Below are 18,052 nucleotides of genomic sequence, written 5' to 3' on the forward strand. Positions count from 1 at the left end.
AGCTAAACACGATTTAATTTAACATTCCATGACTTTTCCAAATGGGAACCTATTTCATTTGCCCAAGCTTCTAAAGTAAATTGCTTTGAATAAGCGATTGCATTTTCACTCATTAGAGAAAGATTATTTGGATCAGAAAGTAATACATTGATTTTTTTAATCACTTCCTCAGCATTTCTTTCTTCTAATATGGCTCCCGATTTTGATTCTGTTATCATTTGACCCAAAACAGAAACCGGTGTGGTTATTACAAGTAACCCTTGACTCATTGCTTCTAAAACTACTTTTGGAAATCCTTCTGATGCTGTTGGATAAATAAAGAAATCATTTTTTTGTAAAACTTTTAAAACTTCTTCATGATTCAATTTACCGTAAAAGTGAACTTGTTCTTCTACTTGCATTTCAATAGCATACTGCTTTAGCGTTTCCAAATAACTACCATCACCAACTACATCGAACTTAAAATTCATTCCTTTTTCTTTCAATTTATGGATGGCTTCGATTACAATTTCTGTCCCTTTACCTTTTTCTTGTCGACAAACTATACAACAACGAAAAGGATAGTTCCAATTTCTTTTAGCTTCAAAAATTTTTATTTCTTGTAACGTAAGACTGCTAGAAAAAATCCACTTTATATGCTCATTTTTTTGAGAAGGTGACTCTTTTGATCCACCTGTCGTTAAAAAAACGTTTCTCCCTCCAGCAAATTTTTCCATGTACCAATGCCAAAATTGTTCCGCTTTTGTGCGCTGTACAAACCAGTTTCCACAGTGTCTAATATACAAAGGTTTTTGGAACAAATGAGCCAGCAAAAAACCAATTGTACCTATATTACTTGGAATAGGTGCGTGAATAGCATCACATTTCATAATCTCATAAATGAATTTTGGCAAATAAAATAAAAGCCAAAAAGGCATAAATAGCTTGTTCAATATTCCTCTTTTAATCCAAACTTTAACAGGTAAAATGGTAATAGCATCATTTGTAAAAAACACTTCTCCCTTTGGCATTCTATCAATTTGAGGAACTATTATTCTTGTTTCATCAAACAATTTAGACAAATAATCCATATGCATGGCAAAGCCTCCATCTGTAGCCCATTTTGTAGGTGATGCATCACTTTTCCAACATTCTTTATGTGAAAAAACTAATAGTCTCATTTAATTAACTATTTGTATTAAATCGGATACAAACTTTAAATAGGTATTTTCAAAAGTAAACTCCTCTTCAATTTTATTTTTTGCGTTTTTAGCGATTTGCATACGTAATCGCTCATCTTTAAGTGCTTTCTTAATGTCTTTCTCCCAAGTACCACTTGAGACAAGCACATTTACTTTATCTTTAAAACCCATTCCCCAAATTGCGTCTTCAGTAGTTAAAATAGGAATTTCATAATGCATTAACTCTATTAATCTACTTCTGAAACCATACTTGCCTTCAAAAGGAATTACTGCTAAATCTACACCTTCAAAAGCCTCTTCTAAATTTTCAACAAACCCTAACAAAGTAATTCCCTTTTTTTTAGCAATATAATCCTTTAAAAAAGAAGGCGCATTGGAACCTACTATTATCATATGAATTTCAATTTCTTGTATTTTTTCAACAGCTTGAATTACCTGTAAAGCAGCATGTGAATTTCGAATACTACTCAATCCTCCATAATAAACAATAGTATAATGGTTGTGAATTTCTTTTGAATTCCTCCAACTTGCAATTGGATTGAACTTAATTCCCATTGGAAAGTAATAAATTTTTTGGTTAGGAAATTTTATTTTAAGAATGTTTTCCTCTTCTTTATTAATCGCAATTATAAGATTAAAATTTTCCTTTAAGGCTATTTCAAATTCCAAATGAGCATATTTTTTAATTAAAAAGGATTGGTATATTTTGGGTAACCACTTTTTTTTACGAATAAATTCTGTAAAGGAATTCAATAAAATATTATGCGTATCACAAATGACAAATATCCCTCTATTTTTAAGTCTTTTCGCTAATTTATATAAATGCCAATATTCAAAAAGCACCACATCAAATTGAGTTGCTAATTCCTTTTCAATCCCATCAAATAAAAACGGAATAGAAAAATTAGATTCTTTACCGTAACCTAAATAAGGTAAAAATTTAAATAAAAAAGCGACAATCCAATTTGGTTTTTTATTTTTTACATAAACAATTGAAATTCTTTTATTTATAGAACACAAAACTTCCATCTTATTTGGATGACTTTTATTTTCATGTAAGGTATAAATAGTGAGTTCTTCCCATTCATAAGCTAATGCTAATAGCGTATTATAGACACGCTCTACTTGTCCACTTCCTTTTGAAAACGGATTAACATGACTAACAACAGCTATACGTTTACTTTTCATTATGAATAGTAGCAATTACACTTACAAAATTCTCCTTTATGCTTTGACTTAAATTATTTTCAAAAAAATCGGCTATGAGTTTTTGTCGCTCCACAGCAAACTCTTTAGGGTTTTCAATCGCATTTTCCAATAACTTCTTCAAATGTGCTTCATTAATCGCTACTTGAACGGCACCACTTTCGACGATAGGTTTATAGTGATCAAAACTATAAAAACGTGTGTAATTATAGGGATAAATATTTTTATCGGGTGGATTATATCCTACATTGATTGCAGGCTTATTTAACATACATAATTCTAAAGAAACTGTTGATGCCACATTAATTCCTGCAATAGCATTTTTCATTAGACTCACAAAAAATTCTTGATCACTAAGTAAAGGCGTTTGAAAATTAGGTTCCCAATCTACTTCAGGAATAAGAATATCTTTTCTTCTTGTTTTTAACTCCCTAAATACGGAAGCTTTATCTTTTGCATAGGTTCTAACTACTAATTTTATTTCTGGATCTATTGAATAGATTATATCGGCTATTCGCTCTACTACATAAGGTTCATAAGGCATATGATGACTCATTCCAGAAGAATATAAAAAATATTTATCCTCTAAATTAAGCCCGAGTTTTTCATACAATTCCTTTTTAGACAAACATTTATCCTCATCAAAATGATTGATAAATTGAGGAGTCCCTGTTACAATTACCTGATTTTTTTTAACATGAGGATAAATCGTATGAAAATCATTTTTAATTTTTGAATTCCATGCAAAATAGAAATCATATTTCGGCACAACGCGTCCTTGCGAAGTAAGGTTATCCCATGAATATAAAAAGGTGGTGGTCTTGATATTTAAATTATTAGCGGCATAAACTAACGGCAATGCAATTCGCGCATGCGAGTGAGAAGTATTAAAAACCAAATCAAATTTATTTTCTAATAAAAATTTCTGATATTCCAATACTTGCTTTTCTTTACTCGCAAGCCATGCATCAATTTTTTCAGCCCATTGTAGGGTTTTACGATGTGCTAATAAAATAGCAATGCTTTTCTTAATTCTTCTAATTATTTTTTTCTTAATAGAATTCGCTTCCACATCTCTCATTTCCCATCGCACTTTAGCAGCTTCTGACCACATGTACCGATTGTGAGCCAAATCAAAAATTTCAAAGAAAATTTTATATCCATAAGAAAAATTTTCTGTTTTTAACTCGTATAGTTGATCTGAACTTTCAGACAATAATTTCCAAATAGTCTCATTGGGCTTAACGGCATAAAGTGTTACGTGGAAGTATTTCATTACATCTTTAACAATACCCGTGTAGATAAAGTTTCGTATGGTTTCTCCTCGAGGTAATATGATTAAAATTTGGGGTTTCATTGTTTATACAAAATCATTAAGCTTATTGTAAAATTCATGAACTTCATTCGGTTCAATATTTACTTCGTTACTATTATTTTTTTTCTTTCTAAAAAGTCTTTTAATATAAACCTTTGGTCTTAATGAGGTTTTTCTATCGAGCCTTAAGAAATCTTTGACTCTATTTATGAATCTAGTGTCTACTTCTTTTCGATATTTGAGTAAATTATTTTCAAGATTTCTTTGATCTATTTCATTCCATTTTTCGAGTTCCATTAAAATTTCATCCGCAACTCTTTTATATGCGAGGCCATCTAATTTGCCAAATATACCTTCTAAAAAAGTGGCCACATTATCTACATTCCAATTTTGATATTCTTTACTTTTTATAAATGCATCTAACTCTTCAAAATTATTGATTAAGTAGGAATAATCAAGATGTTCTTTATAAGTTTTGCTATTGTAATCGGCATCATCTAATTGAACAACTGGTTTCCCTAACAACCAAGATTCTAAAGCTGTAGTACAATTTCTCTGAATTACTAAATTACTATATTGCAAAAAAGGTCTCACATTCTCATTACTAATTAATTTAATATTGTTAACTCCTTCGAAAACTGTTTCATAATTTGAAATATATGCTTCAGAAGGATGTGCTTTGTAAAAGAAAACTATTTCTGGATTGGATACTGCTAGTTTTTTAATGATAGTTGTATGATTTCTAAACTGATTTTGATTATCATCATAAAAATTACGAATAATTTCATCAGAAAAATTAGCTTTCTTTTTATATCTTGAATAAAATTTTTCAAAACTATATCCTTGATAAGGAGTAGTAGACATATAGGTTATAATCTCCTTATAATCTTGTAAATCATATTTTTTTATAAAATCCAATTTACTAAATCCAAATGAAGACAAACTGGTATTGGTTAAAAAATCGAACCTTGGACTTCCAGTGACAATCATTTTTTGAGAAAACTCATCTGAATAATCTAAATCCTTTACACGCTTTACCATTTGGTTGTTCCAGACTAAGTACTTTGTTACATTTAATTTATCGGCATTTGGATGACCAAAGATTTTGTCGAAACTAGAAATGTCTTTGTAATACCCTTCTGTAAAGAGTAATACAACTCTAACACCAACTGAGTTTGCCCAAACAGCAAGTTCTTTTTTATGATCCCAAACCAAATGATCCATAATTAATACGGCCGGCTTTAGTTTTTCAATCTCTTGTTTCACAGAATAGCCATGAATAAATTGAGATTCTATCGCATAATTTTTATACAAATAATAGCCTACTAGAGCATTCCCTTCAAAATCTCTTGCTTTATATGTTGTTATAAAAAGTACTTTTTTTTCAGATAAATTCATTCTAAATCCTTTGTTAAAAATCGCTCCCCTTTTTCAAAGTCCCTATCTGCTTTGGTTCCTAGAATTTTATTATAATGTTTTGGATGCAACCCAAATCCTGGCCGCACTGATTTAAGATTTTCCACAGTAAAAACAGCTCCTTTTTTTACGTCTTGAGTGATGTATAACGACCTACAAAATTCTCTTCCTTTTATTTGCTTTTCAGTTAATGCATAATCCACTACACCAATAGCTTTTTCTGCTTCTCTTACCGCTTTTACCATCGAGGAAAATTCGGTTTCATCCATAGAAAAAGAAGCATCTGGTCCACCTATTGCTCTATCTAAAATAAAATGTTTTTCAATAATTTTTGCACCAAAAACAGTAGCAACTATAGGAACAGTATTTCCCATAGTATGGTCGGACAAACCGGCAATTACATTATATTTTTCAGCTAAATCTTTTACCATACACATATTGGCTTCTTCAATAGGCGCTGGATAACTGGACGTACATTTAAGTAATGCGATATTTTTATTTCCTACTTTATAACAAGCTTCTAATGCCAATTGAATATCTTCTTCAGTAGCAACACCAGTTGAAATAATGACGGGTTTCATTTTAGAAGCTACGTATTCAATTAAAGGAATATCAGTAATTTCAAATGATGCAATTTTATATGCTGGAGTACCTAGCGTTTCTAAAAAATCAACTGCTGACTTATCAAATGGAGATGAAAAACAGACTAAACCTTCTTCTTTCGCTACTTTAAATAACTCAGCATGCCATTCCCAGGGTGTATAAGCCTCATTATATAAATCATATAATTTTCTTCCATCCCAAATGGTACCTTTTATTAAAAAATCTTCTTTTTCTGAATCCAAAGTAATGGTATCTGCAGTATACGTTTGTAATTTAATACAATTTGCACCTGCCCTCTTAGCAGCTTTGATTGTCTGAATAGCTGTTTCTAAACTTCCATTATGATTTGCGGATAATTCAGCTATAATAAAAACTGGGCTGTTATCATTAATATGAAAAGTATCTATTTTCATTATCTTTTAGTTCTTTTATTTCTTCTTCAGTAAAATATTTTGGATTATAACATCCCACGAGAATTCTATCCTCATTCTTTCCTTCAACCATGTAAAATCCTTTTAATCTGCCTTCAATAACCCATCCTGCTCTATGATACGCTTTTATTGAGGCTACATTAGACACATACATCCCACCATATAATTTTCTAATATCAAACTCCTGAAAAGCCAATTCATTCCCTAATTTAATTGCTTCGACTGCTAAACCTTTCCCTAGAAAATTTCTATTTCCTATCAACGCTACTAAATCAGAAGTTTTATGAACAAAATTAATAGGCCCTAGCTTTAAAGTTCCTATTAGTTCGTTATTTTCATGTACAAATATTCCAAAAGTAAACAAATTCCCTTTTTGCTTTCCTTCTTCAATGGATTGCAAAAGCCTCTCTTTCGTAATTTTATTTTTAGAATTAGAATAAAATTGCATCAACTCTTCATCATCAAACCAAGCCATAACGGTATCATTTATGTTATCAATTTCAATTTCCTTTAAGTACAACCTTTCACTTTTATATTGATTCTTCATAATTCTATTTTTTTACATTCAATTTAGCATGGATAACAACATCAATATACTGACTTTCAATAATAACGTGTTCTTTTAAAACCGCTTCTTTCTTATATCCATTTTGTTCAAATATTTCATATAAATGAGGTCTTACATCAAATGCATAAGTGGAAACTTTATGCAGATCTAATTCTTGAAAAGCAACATTTTCTATTAGTTTTAGAAAAGAGGACCAATTCTCTTTAAGAAATTCTTTTTCCAATTCCGTTTTCATCACAAATGAAATTTCAGCATTTTTATCTTTCCAATTGATATGAACTAATCCACCATATCCAATAAACAGATTATTTTTAAAAAAAGAAAATAAAATTTGAGATGGAAAATTGACTTCAAACAAATTCTTAACTACCGTATTGAAATAAGTATCTTGATCTTCTAAGGTTAATAATTTTTCTTGTCTTAAATGATACAATTGTTCATTTCTAATAGTCATAATTTCATACTTATCACTATCTCGTATAGGTTCGATATGAAAATTTTCAGTAGAAAAAACCGATTGGGATATGCATTTATATTTTCTCATTTCCTTTAAATAATTGGTACTTTAATTCTGCTAGCTTCCAATCTGTTTCATTATCTATATCTTGTACCATAGTTTCTTCTAAAATTATACTACTTGAGTTATTGGTTAACACTGCTTTTTTGTCTAAAACTGTCTTGGCATTCATGAAATAAAACTGCCCTACATCGTGATAGGTGGGTTCCAAATCTTGTGAACGTGTTAATGCAAACTCATGATTTACAAATTCGATTTTTTCATTTATAAAGTGTAACGCTCTTTGTATTGGAAACGAAAAAGGAACAACAGGAAAAACAGAATCCCGAGTCTCCTCTTTTAATTTTTCAAAAGCTCTTTTTATATCTGAAATTTGAATTAATGGCGCACAAGCGTAAAGACAACAGGCGTATTCGAATGTCATTTCTTTTTTTGCATAATTATTTAAAACCTCTTCAATAACATCATACGTTGTAGCAAAATCATCACTATTTTTAGGACTCCTGAAGAAGGGCACACTTGCACCATATTGAGTTGCAATTTCAGCAATTTCAGTATCATCAGTAGAAACCATAACCTCATCAAATAAATTGCTTTGTAATGCTGCCTCGATGGAATAAGCAATTATTGGCTTTCCTAAAAAAAATTTACAATTTTTTCTTGGTATTCTTTTGCTGCCACCTCTCGCAGGTATAATAGCTATATTAGACATAATATTCTTTAATCATTCTAATTACAAAATCTTGCTCTTCTTCAGTTAAAGTGGGGTACATTGGTAAACTGATACAATCTTTATAGTACGCTTCAGCAACAGGTAAATCACCCGTTTTCCACCCTAATTGTTTATAGTAAGGCATCAAATGGCAAGGTATATAATGAATTTGAGCGAAGATATTCTGTTCTCTTAGATAATTATAGAGACCTAGTCTATCTTTTACTTTAATAACATATAAATGATACGCGTGTCCTTCTACAACTCCAGACTGGTTTTTTATGAAATCTTCACCTATAAAACTTTCATAATACTTTACAGCAATTGCAGTTCTTCTTTCAATACCTTGATTTGCTCTTTTTAATTGACTGATTCCTAAAGCTGCTTGAAAATCGGTAAATCGATAATTATAACCTAACTCCTTCATCTCCATATACCATCCTGGATAGTCTCCTTGATTTTTTTCCGTTCCGTTTGCAAAATCAACTGTGTTTTCAAATAATTCCTTGTCTCTAGTTATGCCATGAGTTCTTAGAGTGAGTAATTTTTGATACAATTTTTCATCATTAGTCGTAATCATACCTCCTTCTCCTGTTGCAATATGTTTCACGGGATGAAAAGAAAAAATAGCTAAGTCAGCATATTTTCCATTTCCACAATTTTGTTTAATCCCTTTACTATCTATAAAATATCCACCGGGTGCATGACAAGCATCTTCTAGTATCCAAAGATTGTGTTGGTCTGCCAAATCTTTTAAAGCTTCTAAGTTAACGGCTCTTCCAGCAAAATCTACAGGAATAATACCTGAAAAAGTACCTTTAGGGTGACTTTCTATTACTTTTTGGAGTTGTGGAATATCTATTAAATACGTATCTTCATCTATATCGGAAAACACAATTTGGCCACCACAATAACGGATGCAATTTGCAGAAGCAGCAAAAGTTAAAGGGGTGGTTAAAACTTTTGAATTCTCATTAACACCTAAAGCAAGAGCACTTAAATGCAATGCAGCCGTTCCATTTGAAACAGCAACAGAATATTTGCAACCTATGTAATCTGAAAATGCTTTTTCAAAAGCTAAAATAGTGGGACCTTGAGTTAAAAAATCACCTTTTAAAGCTTCCGTTACAGCTTTTATATCTTCTTCTGTTATATTTTGTTTCCCGTAAGGTATCATAGGAATATTATTTAGGTTCAAAATCACTGTAAAGATGTTCTTTTATTAAAGCACGTAATGAAGCTACAGTTTCCCATTCTGTATTTTCTCCTGAAGTATAACTAAATCCTTGAGGCACTAATGTTGCCTTAAAAACATTTTTATATTCATTTAAATCCCAATTGGTAAGTTGTGGTAATATTACATAATATTCCCCTAAATCGTAGGTTGTAAAAGAATCTGACGCTGTTATCATTTCTTCATGAATTTTTTCTCCTGGGCGAATACCTACTATTTCATGTTTACAATTTGGAGCTATGGCGGTAGCAACATCTAAAATCTTGTATGACGGGAGTTTAGGCACAAATAATTCTCCTCCCCAAGCCTTGTCAAGAGCATGTAAAACCATATCCACTCCACCTTGAAGTGATATATTAAAACGAGTCATTTTTTCATCAGTTATGGGTAACACCCCTTCCGTTCTTTTGTTCATAAAAAAAGGAATTACGGAACCATTAGATCCCATAACATTTCCATAACGAACTACAGAAAATTTAATATCTTGTTTTCCTTTGATATTATTAGCAGCTATAAACAGTTTATCTGAAGTTAATTTTGTTGCCCCATATAAGTTGATAGGTGCACACGCTTTATCGGTTGAAAGAGCAACAACTTTGGTTACAGCACTTGACAAAGAAGCTTTAATCACATTTTCTGCTCCTCCAATATTTGTTTTTACACATTCGTCTGGATTGTATTCAGCGATATGAACATGTTTCATTGCCGCTGCATGAATAACATAATCAATACCATTAAAAGCCCTTTTTAATCTTTCTAAATCTCTTACATCTCCTATAAAATATCGTATTGCTTTATATTTGGATTCTGGAAACTCTTGAGCCATTTGATATTGCTTTTGCTCATCTCTAGAATAAATAACTAGTCTTTTTACATCTGGCCATTTCTCCAAAATTGTTTTAGTAAGCGCTTTCCCTAAAGATCCAGTTCCTCCTGTAATTAATATTGATTTATTATTAAGCATTATTTTTTACTATTTTAATTAATTGATTTGCAAAAAAGGCTCCATATTTACCCTCATTTTTTTGTTCGGCTAGTGCGATCACAATTTCTTTACTTTTATTTTGAATGCTATTTTTATCATTTATATACTGATGCAATTGATTAAAAAACATCTCCCAATTCGTAATATTATTTAATAATTTTTGGTCGTTTAAATTTTTAAGGTGAATAAATTTATAACTAACATCTTTTAAAAAATCATCATATTGTTTGTCTTCCGTCAGATTTTCAGTGATATTAATATGTGGTTTGTTAAACATACTTGCGTCTAATAATGTTGTAGAACTGGTAGCAATTACAATATCAGAATAATAAAAAGTACTTACCCAATTTTCCAACATGGCTTTATTCATAAAACGATTTTTCTCTGTTTTTGAAGTTTGCACTTCACTTTGTATTTTGATTCTTGTATCAATATGTTTAAATTTTGGTATATATTCTGAAAAATCTTTTATAGGATGAGGTCGAATTAAAATTTGATATTTTTCTAAAATTCCTTCTTGCAATGCTAATTTACAAAATTGAAGACAAACATCTATTTCTGTAGTTATAAATAAAGGCGAACCTAAAGTATAAAGCAAAATAGGTAACGAATCATTTAAATGATATTGGTCCAAAAAAACTTCTTTTTTTTGTAAAAAATGCGCATTTGAAAAAATATCATATTGAGGTGTACCAAAAACAAATGTTTTTGCTTTTTTTGTGTAAGGATAATAAGTAAATAATTCTTTTATTCTTACCGAAGACCACAGTCCGTAATAATCTGACTTATAAACCATTCTAGATTTTGTAGTAACATTATCCCATGAAGGAATTATACTTATAATAGGAATATTATTTTTTTTTGCTTCTAATGCTACAATGGGTTCTTCCACCCAAAATGGATTAAAAACCAGCAAATAATCAGGCAATGATTGCTTTAAATCTTGGTTTATTTTCTTATTTCTATTATTTACAGAAACCAATTTAAAAACCAAATTTTCAAGTAATTTGTGCAATCCTAAAAGTGAAAACAAATAGCCTAAAAGAAGTAAAAACTTTATCAGAAACGTTTTTTTGACTTTATATTTTATATTGATTTTAATGCTTTTAGCATCTAATCGATTCATCCATGCATATTCATTTACTCTTCTAATATAACTTGTCCAGTGAGGCAATGGATTAACTTTTGGAAAAGACTTTACTAGTATATCATCCATTTTCCAATCTTCTGGATTTGAAATAAAAGATTTGGCCCAAATTTCTACTTCGAATTCTTGTTTTAATCTTTCCAAAAAAGTAGAATACTGAAGCATTCTATCAGTAAAAACCGATGTAGTTACTATAAGGATTTTAGGTTTATTCAAGTTCTTATTATTTTAGTTCTTGCATCTTTATAAATTCAGCCATTCTCGAATTATTTCTATTTAATAATTCATTGTAGGTTCCATTTTCAATTATTTTACCCTTTTCCAAAACATAAATTTCATCTGCTTTCTTTATTGTTGATAATCTATGTGCAATTACAATTATAGTAATTTTACCGTTTAATTGTTCTAAACTTTCAATAATATTATTCTCAGTCTCAGAATCCAGAGCACTAGTTGCTTCGTCTAAAATTAAAATTTTTGGATTCCTATAAAGTTCTCTTGCAATAGCAATTCTTTGTTTTTGACCTCCCGATAAAGACACTCCTCTGTCTCCTACTTCTCTTAACAAATCCTTTTCAGTTGTAATGATTTCATCTAAATGACTCATCTTTATTACTTCCCACAATTTTGCTTTATCTTTCACAGGATTATAATTCCAAGAAGTAATATTATTTAAAATTGTATCATTAAAAATTACCGATTCTTGTGTGATATATCCAATCGTATTTCTCCATCGATTTACATCAATTGCATTAAGTTCAACTGCGTCCAGAAAAACATTTCCTTCATCAGGTTTTAAAAGTCCAGTTAAAATATTCACAAGAGTACTTTTTCCGGTTCCGCTTTTGCCAACAAAAGCTATTGTTTTGTTTATTGGAACAGTAAAATTAATAGATTGAAGCGTATACTCTTCTGGAGTATATTTAAAACTTACATTTTTTACTGTAATTTGATTTAAGAAATGAGGTTCTAAATCACCCTTATTCATTTCTTGGTTCTCAATTAAACTATTTTCTAGATCAATTACAGAATTTGTACTTCCAATTTGACTTAAAAAATTATTCCATGTAGATTGTGAGGTTAAAAAATAATTGGTTGATCTATAAAACAAAACCAATAGCATTAAAACAATAGAAGTTTCAATTTTAATATAATTTACAGAAATAAAAACTATAAAAAGAACCAAAACGAGTACTGCTGGTTCTTGTATAGCCGAAACAAAATTAGTTCGAATATCTTTTTGAATTTTCAAACTTCTAATTTTTGATACAGTATCACTTAAAAAAGTAGATAAATTTGAAAAATTATTAGTCGATTTTAAATATTTAAAGGATTGGATAAATTGAATTAATAAACTATTAAATTTCGCGTTATGATAGGTGATTTCTTTAGAAATATCTTTTATTTTTATATTTAATTTTTTAAAGCCCAAATAATAAATTGCACCAAAGAAAAGTATACTTATTGCAAAACGATATTCAATAAAAAGGATTATAAAAATAAAGGAAAGACCTGTAAAGATAGTTACCAAATAGTTTGAAAAATAAATAAACCCAGAAACTAAGTTTTCAACTTCTAAAGTAAAAGTGCTAGATAATTTTCCCGTTTCTCTCTTTGTATAATTTGCATAATCAAGTCCTGATAGTTTTTTAATTAACTTTTTTCTAATATCAAGTAAAAATTTACTAGAATAATGGAGCTTTATGTATCCTGTAAAAAATTTAAAAAATGCTTTGATAATAAATAATGAAACAAAAATTAATGTTAGATTTCTAATGGAATATTCAACATTAAAGAAGGAAAGTACATCACTAACAATGGGAAAGTTTAATTCTTTTACGGAATTATTTGTATCCAAAACGGCTTGAAGTATGGGAAAAATCATACTTACTCCAATACTTTCAAGAATCCCAGTTAAAAACGAAAGAAAAATTATAAAAAAGATACCAAATTTTATATACTTGAAATAAAAGGATACTATTCTTAATTTATAGTCTAGTGCTTTTTTAATTTTCATACAGCATTTCATTCAAGTTAATCCATTGCCAAATATAAAAACTATTTTCTTGATTTCCATTTTGATATTCATGCCATAGAGAGAGTACTTTGTCTTTTTTAACCAAATCTGAATTTGAAAAATTTTCAATTTTACTTGTAATATATTCCAATAAATCAGATGCCATCCATTCCCGTTGAGGTGTTTGTAGAGGTCTTTTAGGCGCAAGCGCAACTTCATTTCCTAGCAAATCTTTCATGAGCTCTCTTAGAAGCCATTTTCCTTGTCCTTCTTTTATTTTAACGGCTTCCTTTTGTGAGAATGCTAATTCTACTAATCGATAATCTAGAAAAGGTTCTCTTAATTCTGTACCATGCATCATACTGATTCTATCATTAAATCGTAAGGCTCTTGGAATTTTTGTATAAAATAAATCTCTATATTGAAGATTTTGTAAATCATTATCAAATGGAGTTTCATATACTTCTTTTGATGCATATGCTTGATATTCTTCTGTCAAGACTTCGGGTCGCACTGGTGAGGTTTTTGTACCTTGAATGGTATAACCCGTTTTGGTTTGATAATAGTCATATCCGGCCCAAGCTTCATCCATACCTTGTCCGTCTAAAAGCACTACAACTTTTTTCTCTCGTGCAGTAGCAAAAATTTGGCTATAAGCTAATGTTGGAAAACCTCCAAAAGGCTCATCTTGAAAGGTTGCTATCTTTTTTATTAATTGAGGTACATCAGCAACTTGCAACAAACATTTATTTAAGGGTTTCTTTGTTTTTTCTAACATTAATTCTACCCAGTGCAATTCATCATAACGATAATCATTTGTATAAAAAGTAAAGGCTTCTATAGCGTTATTATTTGGAAATTCATTATTTACTAAAGCTAAAAGCACAGAAGAGTCTAAACCACCACTAATATTAAATCCAACAGCTACATCAGCTCTAAAACGCAAACGTATACTATCTTGTAATAATTGCAAGTAGTTTCTTTTCAACTCTTCCTCAGCAAGTTGTGGCATTTTTAAAACATTTCCAACAAAATCATACCATCTTACAGGTTGAATTTTTTCATCTCCAAGGCTATATTCAAAATAATGACCTCCAGGTAACTGATTTACTTTTTCCCAAAAAGTCTCATTGGGTAAGCCATACGTTCCAAAACTTAAATAATTTGCCCATACCTTTTTATTCTTTACCTTTTCGACACCAGCCGTAAATAACGTCTTTATTTCACTAGCAAAAACTAAATTTTCTCCAATAAATGAATAATAAAAAGGTTTTACTCCAAACCGATCTCTAGCTGCAAAAATTTCACCCTTCAATTTATCATAAATAACAAATGCAAACATTCCGTTCAAATCATGCAACATATCTTTTCCTTTTTGCTGAAAAAGAGCTAATAAAACTTCCGTATCTGAAGAAGTTTTAAATGTATAACTCAGAAGTTGTTGTTTTAATTCTAAATAATTATAAATCTCACCATTAAAAACGATGATATATCTGCCGTTTGAAGAAACCATTGGCTGATCAGCCTCACTACTTAAATCTATAATAGACAATCTGTTATGGCCCAAATAAACATTCCCATCATTCCAAATATGTGTAGCATCTGGGCCACGATGCGCTTGAGATTTCAACATACTTTCTAACTGTTGAATTCCATTTGAATTTGAACCTATTATACCCGCAATTCCGCACATATTATTGTATTCTTAATTGAGAAATCTTATTTTCTGCTATTTCCCAATCTTTCAAAGTATCAATATTGCAAAAATAGTCAGGATTACTTTCAACATAGCTTATAGAGTCTCCGTAAAAGGATTTTTTCTCCTTAATGACATTTATTTTAGTTATATAAACACTTCCATCTCTAAAATAAGCATTAGGCAAATCTTGTCTCCTTTTAATAATTTCTTTCTCGCCAGTTGCAATCTTTAAAGCCCCATTTTTGTCTTCTAAAAAAGTCCAATGAGGATTGTATTCATGAGGAACTTGCTGAACACTTATTAAACAATCCGTTTTTTTATTTATGAATTCTTGGATACACTTATCAATAAATTGATCTTCTCTAAAAGGCGAGGTAGGTTGTAAAAGACAAATAGCATCAAAAAAAATATTTTGTTTTTCAAAAAATTCAACTGCATGTAACACCACATCAATAGAAGATGCTTCATCTGATGCTAGTTCTTTAGGTCGTACAAAAGGCACTTCTAACCCTATTGAATGAGCAATAGAAATGATCGATTCATCATCTGTAGATACTATAATTTTAGATAACAAAGTTGAATTTATCGCAGCTTCATAAGTGTATTGAATAAGTGGTTTATTATGCAGTAACTTACTGTTTTTTTTGGGAACGCCTTTACTTCCTCCTCTAGCGGGTATAATTCCTAATATTTTCATTAGTAAGTTATGGTTTTATGGAATCTAAGTGGACTTTCAGCTAATAAGTTTGCAATTTGAACACCAGCATCACCTCCACCGTAAACAGTAGATAAATTTGGTTTTGGATTATGTAACCAATGTAGTATTGCTTTTTCTATTGCACTACTATCATATTCAACATCAAGAATATTATTTCCTCTTTCTCTTTTGTTTTGTCGAGTACCGATATTAACCACTGGAACGCCTAAATAAGCACATTCTCTTATTCCAACACTAGAATTGCCAATTAAACATTTAGAATTCACAAGTAATCTTAAAAAATCCTCTCCTTCCATATTTTTAAAAAAATGAATATGGTTGGGTTTAAATTTTTCTCTAAAAGATCTAATTCCTGTAGAAGTTCCATCTGCACCTGCGTCTACATTAGGCCAAAACCATAAAACAGGTATTGAAATAGTATTTATAGCTTGTAATGTTTCATTAATATGTTTTCTACTATCTGCATATTCAGTTGTCACTGGATGCTGCATTACAACTATATAACCGTTAGATAAATCTGGACTAGAACCTACACCTCCATATTTTTGATAAGGGTCAAAGTTTAATTCTGGTTTTTCTAAAACATTTTTAGCCAAGTCTATAGAGGGACAACCTGTATTAAATACAGATTCTGATTCTTCCCCTAGTTTCAAAACTCTTTGTTTGGCCCCTTCAGAAGCAACGAAATGATAATCGGCTAATTTTGTTATAGCATGCCTTACTTTTTCATCAATATTTCCAGTCACTTCACCTCCTTGAATATGCACTAAAGGAATATTCATATAAGATGCAGCTATAGCTGTTGCCATCGTTTCAAATCGATCGGCAATTGTTACCACCATATCAGGTTTCAAATTATCAAACACGGTAGAGAGTTCAAGAATCCCTATTCCTGTTGTTTTTGCAGCAGCAGTCAAATTTTCTCCTTCAAGAACATTAAATACTTTTGCACTAATTTCAAATCCATCATTTACGATATAATTTACAGCACTTCCATATCTATCCAATAATGCTGAAGCCGCTACTACTAATTGTAATTCTAATTTTGGATGATCTTTTATAGCTTGTAAAGCAGTTTTAATTCTACTATAACTTGGTCTGGCTGTTACTACAACACATATCTTTCTTTTCGACATATTAAGCGATATTTTCTTTATTTAAAAAATCCCATTGCTTTAAATCTACTAGCAACTCTTTACCAATAACACTTTGAAAATCTTTGGCACTTATCCCTTTATTACCTGGCTTTTTAGATTCTAAATCTGTCATAGTAAGTATGCTTCCTTTTTTCAAATCTTTATTAACACTTAATGATTTACCGAACATAATTTTCAAATCATCAAACTTATTCGTTTCTACTTTTGAAAAATCTGAATGTAGAGAAGTTTCAATAGCTCTCACTCCTTTTACTAGTTCTTTTGTTTCTTCTATGGTAACGGAAGCTTTTGCATCCGGTCCAAATAAATCTTTATGAAAAACCACATGAAATTCTAAAATGGAAGCTCCCATAGCGGTGGCTGCTAATGGTGCTACGATACTAGCAGAATGATCTGAAAACCCAATTGGTATATTAAATTTTTCTTTTAATTTATGAATTTCATTTAGACCCCATTCTTCTGCTTTTGTTGGATATGCTGTTGTGCATTGCAGTAAACTTAATTCATTTTTAAATGGCTTTAGAAATTGGATGGTTTGCTTTAATTCTTCATAATCACTCATTCCAGAAGATAAAATTATTGGCTTACCTGTTTGAGCAATTTTCTGCAACATTAAATAATTATTTAATTCTCCCGAACCAATTTTATATCTTTTAACACCAACCTCTTCTAACAAATCAACAGCTGTACAACTAAATGGAGAGGATATAAACTCTAAACCGACTTCATCACAATGCTGTTTTAGTCCTTTCCATTGTTCCAAAGTAAATTCCATACGACTCCAATATTCATATCTACTTTTATCTTCATAGCTAAAGTTAACTCTAAAAGGCTCAAACATACTACTTTCGGCTTCTGCAATATGCGTTTGAAATTTAATAGCATCAACTCCTGTTTTTGCTAAAGCATCTATATAGCTATGTGCAATACCTAAACTTCCATCATGTGCTTGAGCTATTTCAGCAATTATAAATACTTTGTTCATTGTTAAATTTAAATAAAAGTTCTTTAAAAATCTTTTTAAGACTTTAATTATTTCATATAAGCTGTCAAAAATAAGCTATTTTAGATAGGTAACAAACAATTTTAGTTCTTAAACTCAAATCGAAAGTTCATGATTTAAAGAATAACATTACTTTTGTAAAA

The 18,052-nt window shown here is 30.2% G+C and carries 16 protein-coding genes; all 16 read right to left on the minus strand.

Annotation, left to right across the window (positions count from 1 at the left end; translation table 11 throughout):
* Positions 1-2 precede the first annotated feature (2 nt).
* Genes FHG05_RS00785 through FHG05_RS00860 form a run of 16 tightly spaced genes read right to left on the minus strand, consistent with a single transcriptional unit; the run spans position 3 to position 17,891 of the window.
* Positions 3-1,160, minus strand: a complete 1,158-nt coding sequence (locus FHG05_RS00785) for a glycosyltransferase (protein WP_140996109.1) — start codon at positions 1,158-1,160, stop codon at positions 3-5.
* Positions 1,161-2,369 (minus strand): glycosyltransferase family 4 protein, encoded by a 1,209-nt coding sequence (locus FHG05_RS00790; protein ID WP_140996110.1) that lies wholly within the window; start codon positions 2,367-2,369, stop codon positions 1,161-1,163.
* Positions 2,359-3,744, minus strand: coding sequence for a glycosyltransferase family protein (locus FHG05_RS00795; RefSeq protein WP_140996111.1), 1,386 nt, complete (start codon positions 3,742-3,744; stop codon positions 2,359-2,361). The genes FHG05_RS00790 and FHG05_RS00795 overlap by 11 nt, the downstream gene beginning before the upstream one ends.
* 3 nt (positions 3,745-3,747) lie before the next feature.
* Complete coding sequence (locus FHG05_RS00800) at positions 3,748-5,100, minus strand: surface carbohydrate biosynthesis protein (protein WP_140996112.1); 1,353 nt, start codon at positions 5,098-5,100, stop codon at positions 3,748-3,750.
* Positions 5,097-6,134, minus strand: a complete 1,038-nt coding sequence (pseI, locus tag FHG05_RS00805) for a pseudaminic acid synthase (RefSeq protein WP_140996113.1) — start codon at positions 6,132-6,134, stop codon at positions 5,097-5,099. The genes FHG05_RS00800 and pseI overlap by 4 nt, the downstream gene beginning before the upstream one ends.
* On the minus strand, positions 6,109-6,699 hold the full coding sequence (locus FHG05_RS00810) for a GNAT family N-acetyltransferase (protein ID WP_140996114.1): 591 nt from the start codon (positions 6,697-6,699) through the stop codon (positions 6,109-6,111). Before FHG05_RS00810 ends, pseI begins: the two co-directional genes overlap by 26 nt.
* Positions 6,700-6,703: 4 nt before the next feature.
* Positions 6,704-7,264 (minus strand): GNAT family N-acetyltransferase, encoded by a 561-nt coding sequence (locus FHG05_RS00815; RefSeq protein ID WP_140996115.1) that lies wholly within the window; start codon positions 7,262-7,264, stop codon positions 6,704-6,706.
* Complete coding sequence (gene pseF / locus FHG05_RS00820) at positions 7,251-7,949, minus strand: pseudaminic acid cytidylyltransferase (protein ID WP_140996116.1); 699 nt, start codon at positions 7,947-7,949, stop codon at positions 7,251-7,253. The genes FHG05_RS00815 and pseF overlap by 14 nt, the downstream gene beginning before the upstream one ends.
* Positions 7,942-9,126 (minus strand): UDP-4-amino-4,6-dideoxy-N-acetyl-beta-L-altrosamine transaminase, encoded by a 1,185-nt coding sequence (gene pseC, locus FHG05_RS00825; protein WP_140996117.1) that lies wholly within the window; start codon positions 9,124-9,126, stop codon positions 7,942-7,944. Before pseC ends, pseF begins: the two co-directional genes overlap by 8 nt.
* Before the next feature lie 7 nt (positions 9,127-9,133).
* Positions 9,134-10,147, minus strand: coding sequence for a UDP-N-acetylglucosamine 4,6-dehydratase (inverting) (gene pseB / locus FHG05_RS00830; protein ID WP_140996118.1), 1,014 nt, complete (start codon positions 10,145-10,147; stop codon positions 9,134-9,136).
* On the minus strand, positions 10,140-11,531 hold the full coding sequence (locus tag FHG05_RS00835; RefSeq protein WP_140996119.1) for a hypothetical protein: 1,392 nt from the start codon (positions 11,529-11,531) through the stop codon (positions 10,140-10,142). Before FHG05_RS00835 ends, pseB begins: the two co-directional genes overlap by 8 nt.
* A 7-nt stretch (positions 11,532-11,538) precedes the next feature.
* Positions 11,539-13,332, minus strand: coding sequence for an ABC transporter ATP-binding protein (locus FHG05_RS00840; RefSeq protein ID WP_181369123.1), 1,794 nt, complete (start codon positions 13,330-13,332; stop codon positions 11,539-11,541).
* Entirely contained in the window at positions 13,322-15,025 is a 1,704-nt protein-coding gene (asnB, locus tag FHG05_RS00845; RefSeq protein ID WP_140996121.1) for an asparagine synthase (glutamine-hydrolyzing), read from the minus strand. Before asnB ends, FHG05_RS00840 begins: the two co-directional genes overlap by 11 nt.
* Position 15,026: 1 nt before the next feature.
* Positions 15,027-15,728, minus strand: a complete 702-nt coding sequence (locus FHG05_RS00850; RefSeq protein WP_140996122.1) for an acylneuraminate cytidylyltransferase family protein — start codon at positions 15,726-15,728, stop codon at positions 15,027-15,029.
* The gene (neuC, locus tag FHG05_RS00855) at positions 15,728-16,885 is read right to left on the minus strand and encodes a UDP-N-acetylglucosamine 2-epimerase (RefSeq protein ID WP_140996123.1); all 1,158 of its coding nucleotides are present in this window, start codon (positions 16,883-16,885) and stop codon (positions 15,728-15,730) included. Before neuC ends, FHG05_RS00850 begins: the two co-directional genes overlap by 1 nt.
* A 1-nt stretch (position 16,886) precedes the next feature.
* Positions 16,887-17,891 carry an N-acetylneuraminate synthase family protein gene (locus FHG05_RS00860; RefSeq protein WP_140996124.1) on the minus strand — a complete coding sequence of 335 codons (1,005 nt, stop codon included), beginning with the start codon at positions 17,889-17,891 and terminating at the stop codon, positions 16,887-16,889.
* Positions 17,892-18,052: the final 161 nt, after the last annotated feature.

Origin of the sequence: Flavobacterium profundi, assembly GCF_006491645.1 — a bacterium.
Lineage (GTDB): Bacteria > Bacteroidota > Bacteroidia > Flavobacteriales > Flavobacteriaceae > Flavobacterium > Flavobacterium profundi.

What these genes read in the sequence shown, in the direction of transcription:
- FHG05_RS00785 (WP_140996109.1), bottom strand. Translation starts at nt 1,160, where the DNA reads ATGAGACTATTAGTTTTTTCACATAAAGAATGTTGGAAAAGTGATGCA.
- FHG05_RS00790 (WP_140996110.1), bottom strand. Translation starts at nt 2,369, where the DNA reads ATGAAAAGTAAACGTATAGCTGTTGTTAGTCATGTTAATCCGTTTTCA.
- FHG05_RS00795 (WP_140996111.1), bottom strand. Translation starts at nt 3,744, where the DNA reads ATGAAACCCCAAATTTTAATCATATTACCTCGAGGAGAAACCATACGA.
- FHG05_RS00800 (WP_140996112.1), bottom strand. Translation starts at nt 5,100, where the DNA reads ATGAATTTATCTGAAAAAAAAGTACTTTTTATAACAACATATAAAGCA.
- pseI (WP_140996113.1), bottom strand. Translation starts at nt 6,134, where the DNA reads ATGAAAATAGATACTTTTCATATTAATGATAACAGCCCAGTTTTTATT.
- FHG05_RS00810 (WP_140996114.1), bottom strand. Translation starts at nt 6,699, where the DNA reads ATGAAGAATCAATATAAAAGTGAAAGGTTGTACTTAAAGGAAATTGAA.
- FHG05_RS00815 (WP_140996115.1), bottom strand. Translation starts at nt 7,264, where the DNA reads ATGAGAAAATATAAATGCATATCCCAATCGGTTTTTTCTACTGAAAAT.
- pseF (WP_140996116.1), bottom strand. Translation starts at nt 7,949, where the DNA reads ATGTCTAATATAGCTATTATACCTGCGAGAGGTGGCAGCAAAAGAATA.
- pseC (WP_140996117.1), bottom strand. Translation starts at nt 9,126, where the DNA reads ATGATACCTTACGGGAAACAAAATATAACAGAAGAAGATATAAAAGCT.
- pseB (WP_140996118.1), bottom strand. Translation starts at nt 10,147, where the DNA reads ATGCTTAATAATAAATCAATATTAATTACAGGAGGAACTGGATCTTTA.
- FHG05_RS00840 (WP_181369123.1), bottom strand. Translation starts at nt 13,332, where the DNA reads ATGAAAATTAAAAAAGCACTAGACTATAAATTAAGAATAGTATCCTTT.
- asnB (WP_140996121.1), bottom strand. Translation starts at nt 15,025, where the DNA reads ATGTGCGGAATTGCGGGTATAATAGGTTCAAATTCAAATGGAATTCAA.
- FHG05_RS00850 (WP_140996122.1), bottom strand. Translation starts at nt 15,728, where the DNA reads ATGAAAATATTAGGAATTATACCCGCTAGAGGAGGAAGTAAAGGCGTT.
- neuC (WP_140996123.1), bottom strand. Translation starts at nt 16,885, where the DNA reads ATGTCGAAAAGAAAGATATGTGTTGTAGTAACAGCCAGACCAAGTTAT.
- FHG05_RS00860 (WP_140996124.1), bottom strand. Translation starts at nt 17,891, where the DNA reads ATGAACAAAGTATTTATAATTGCTGAAATAGCTCAAGCACATGATGGA.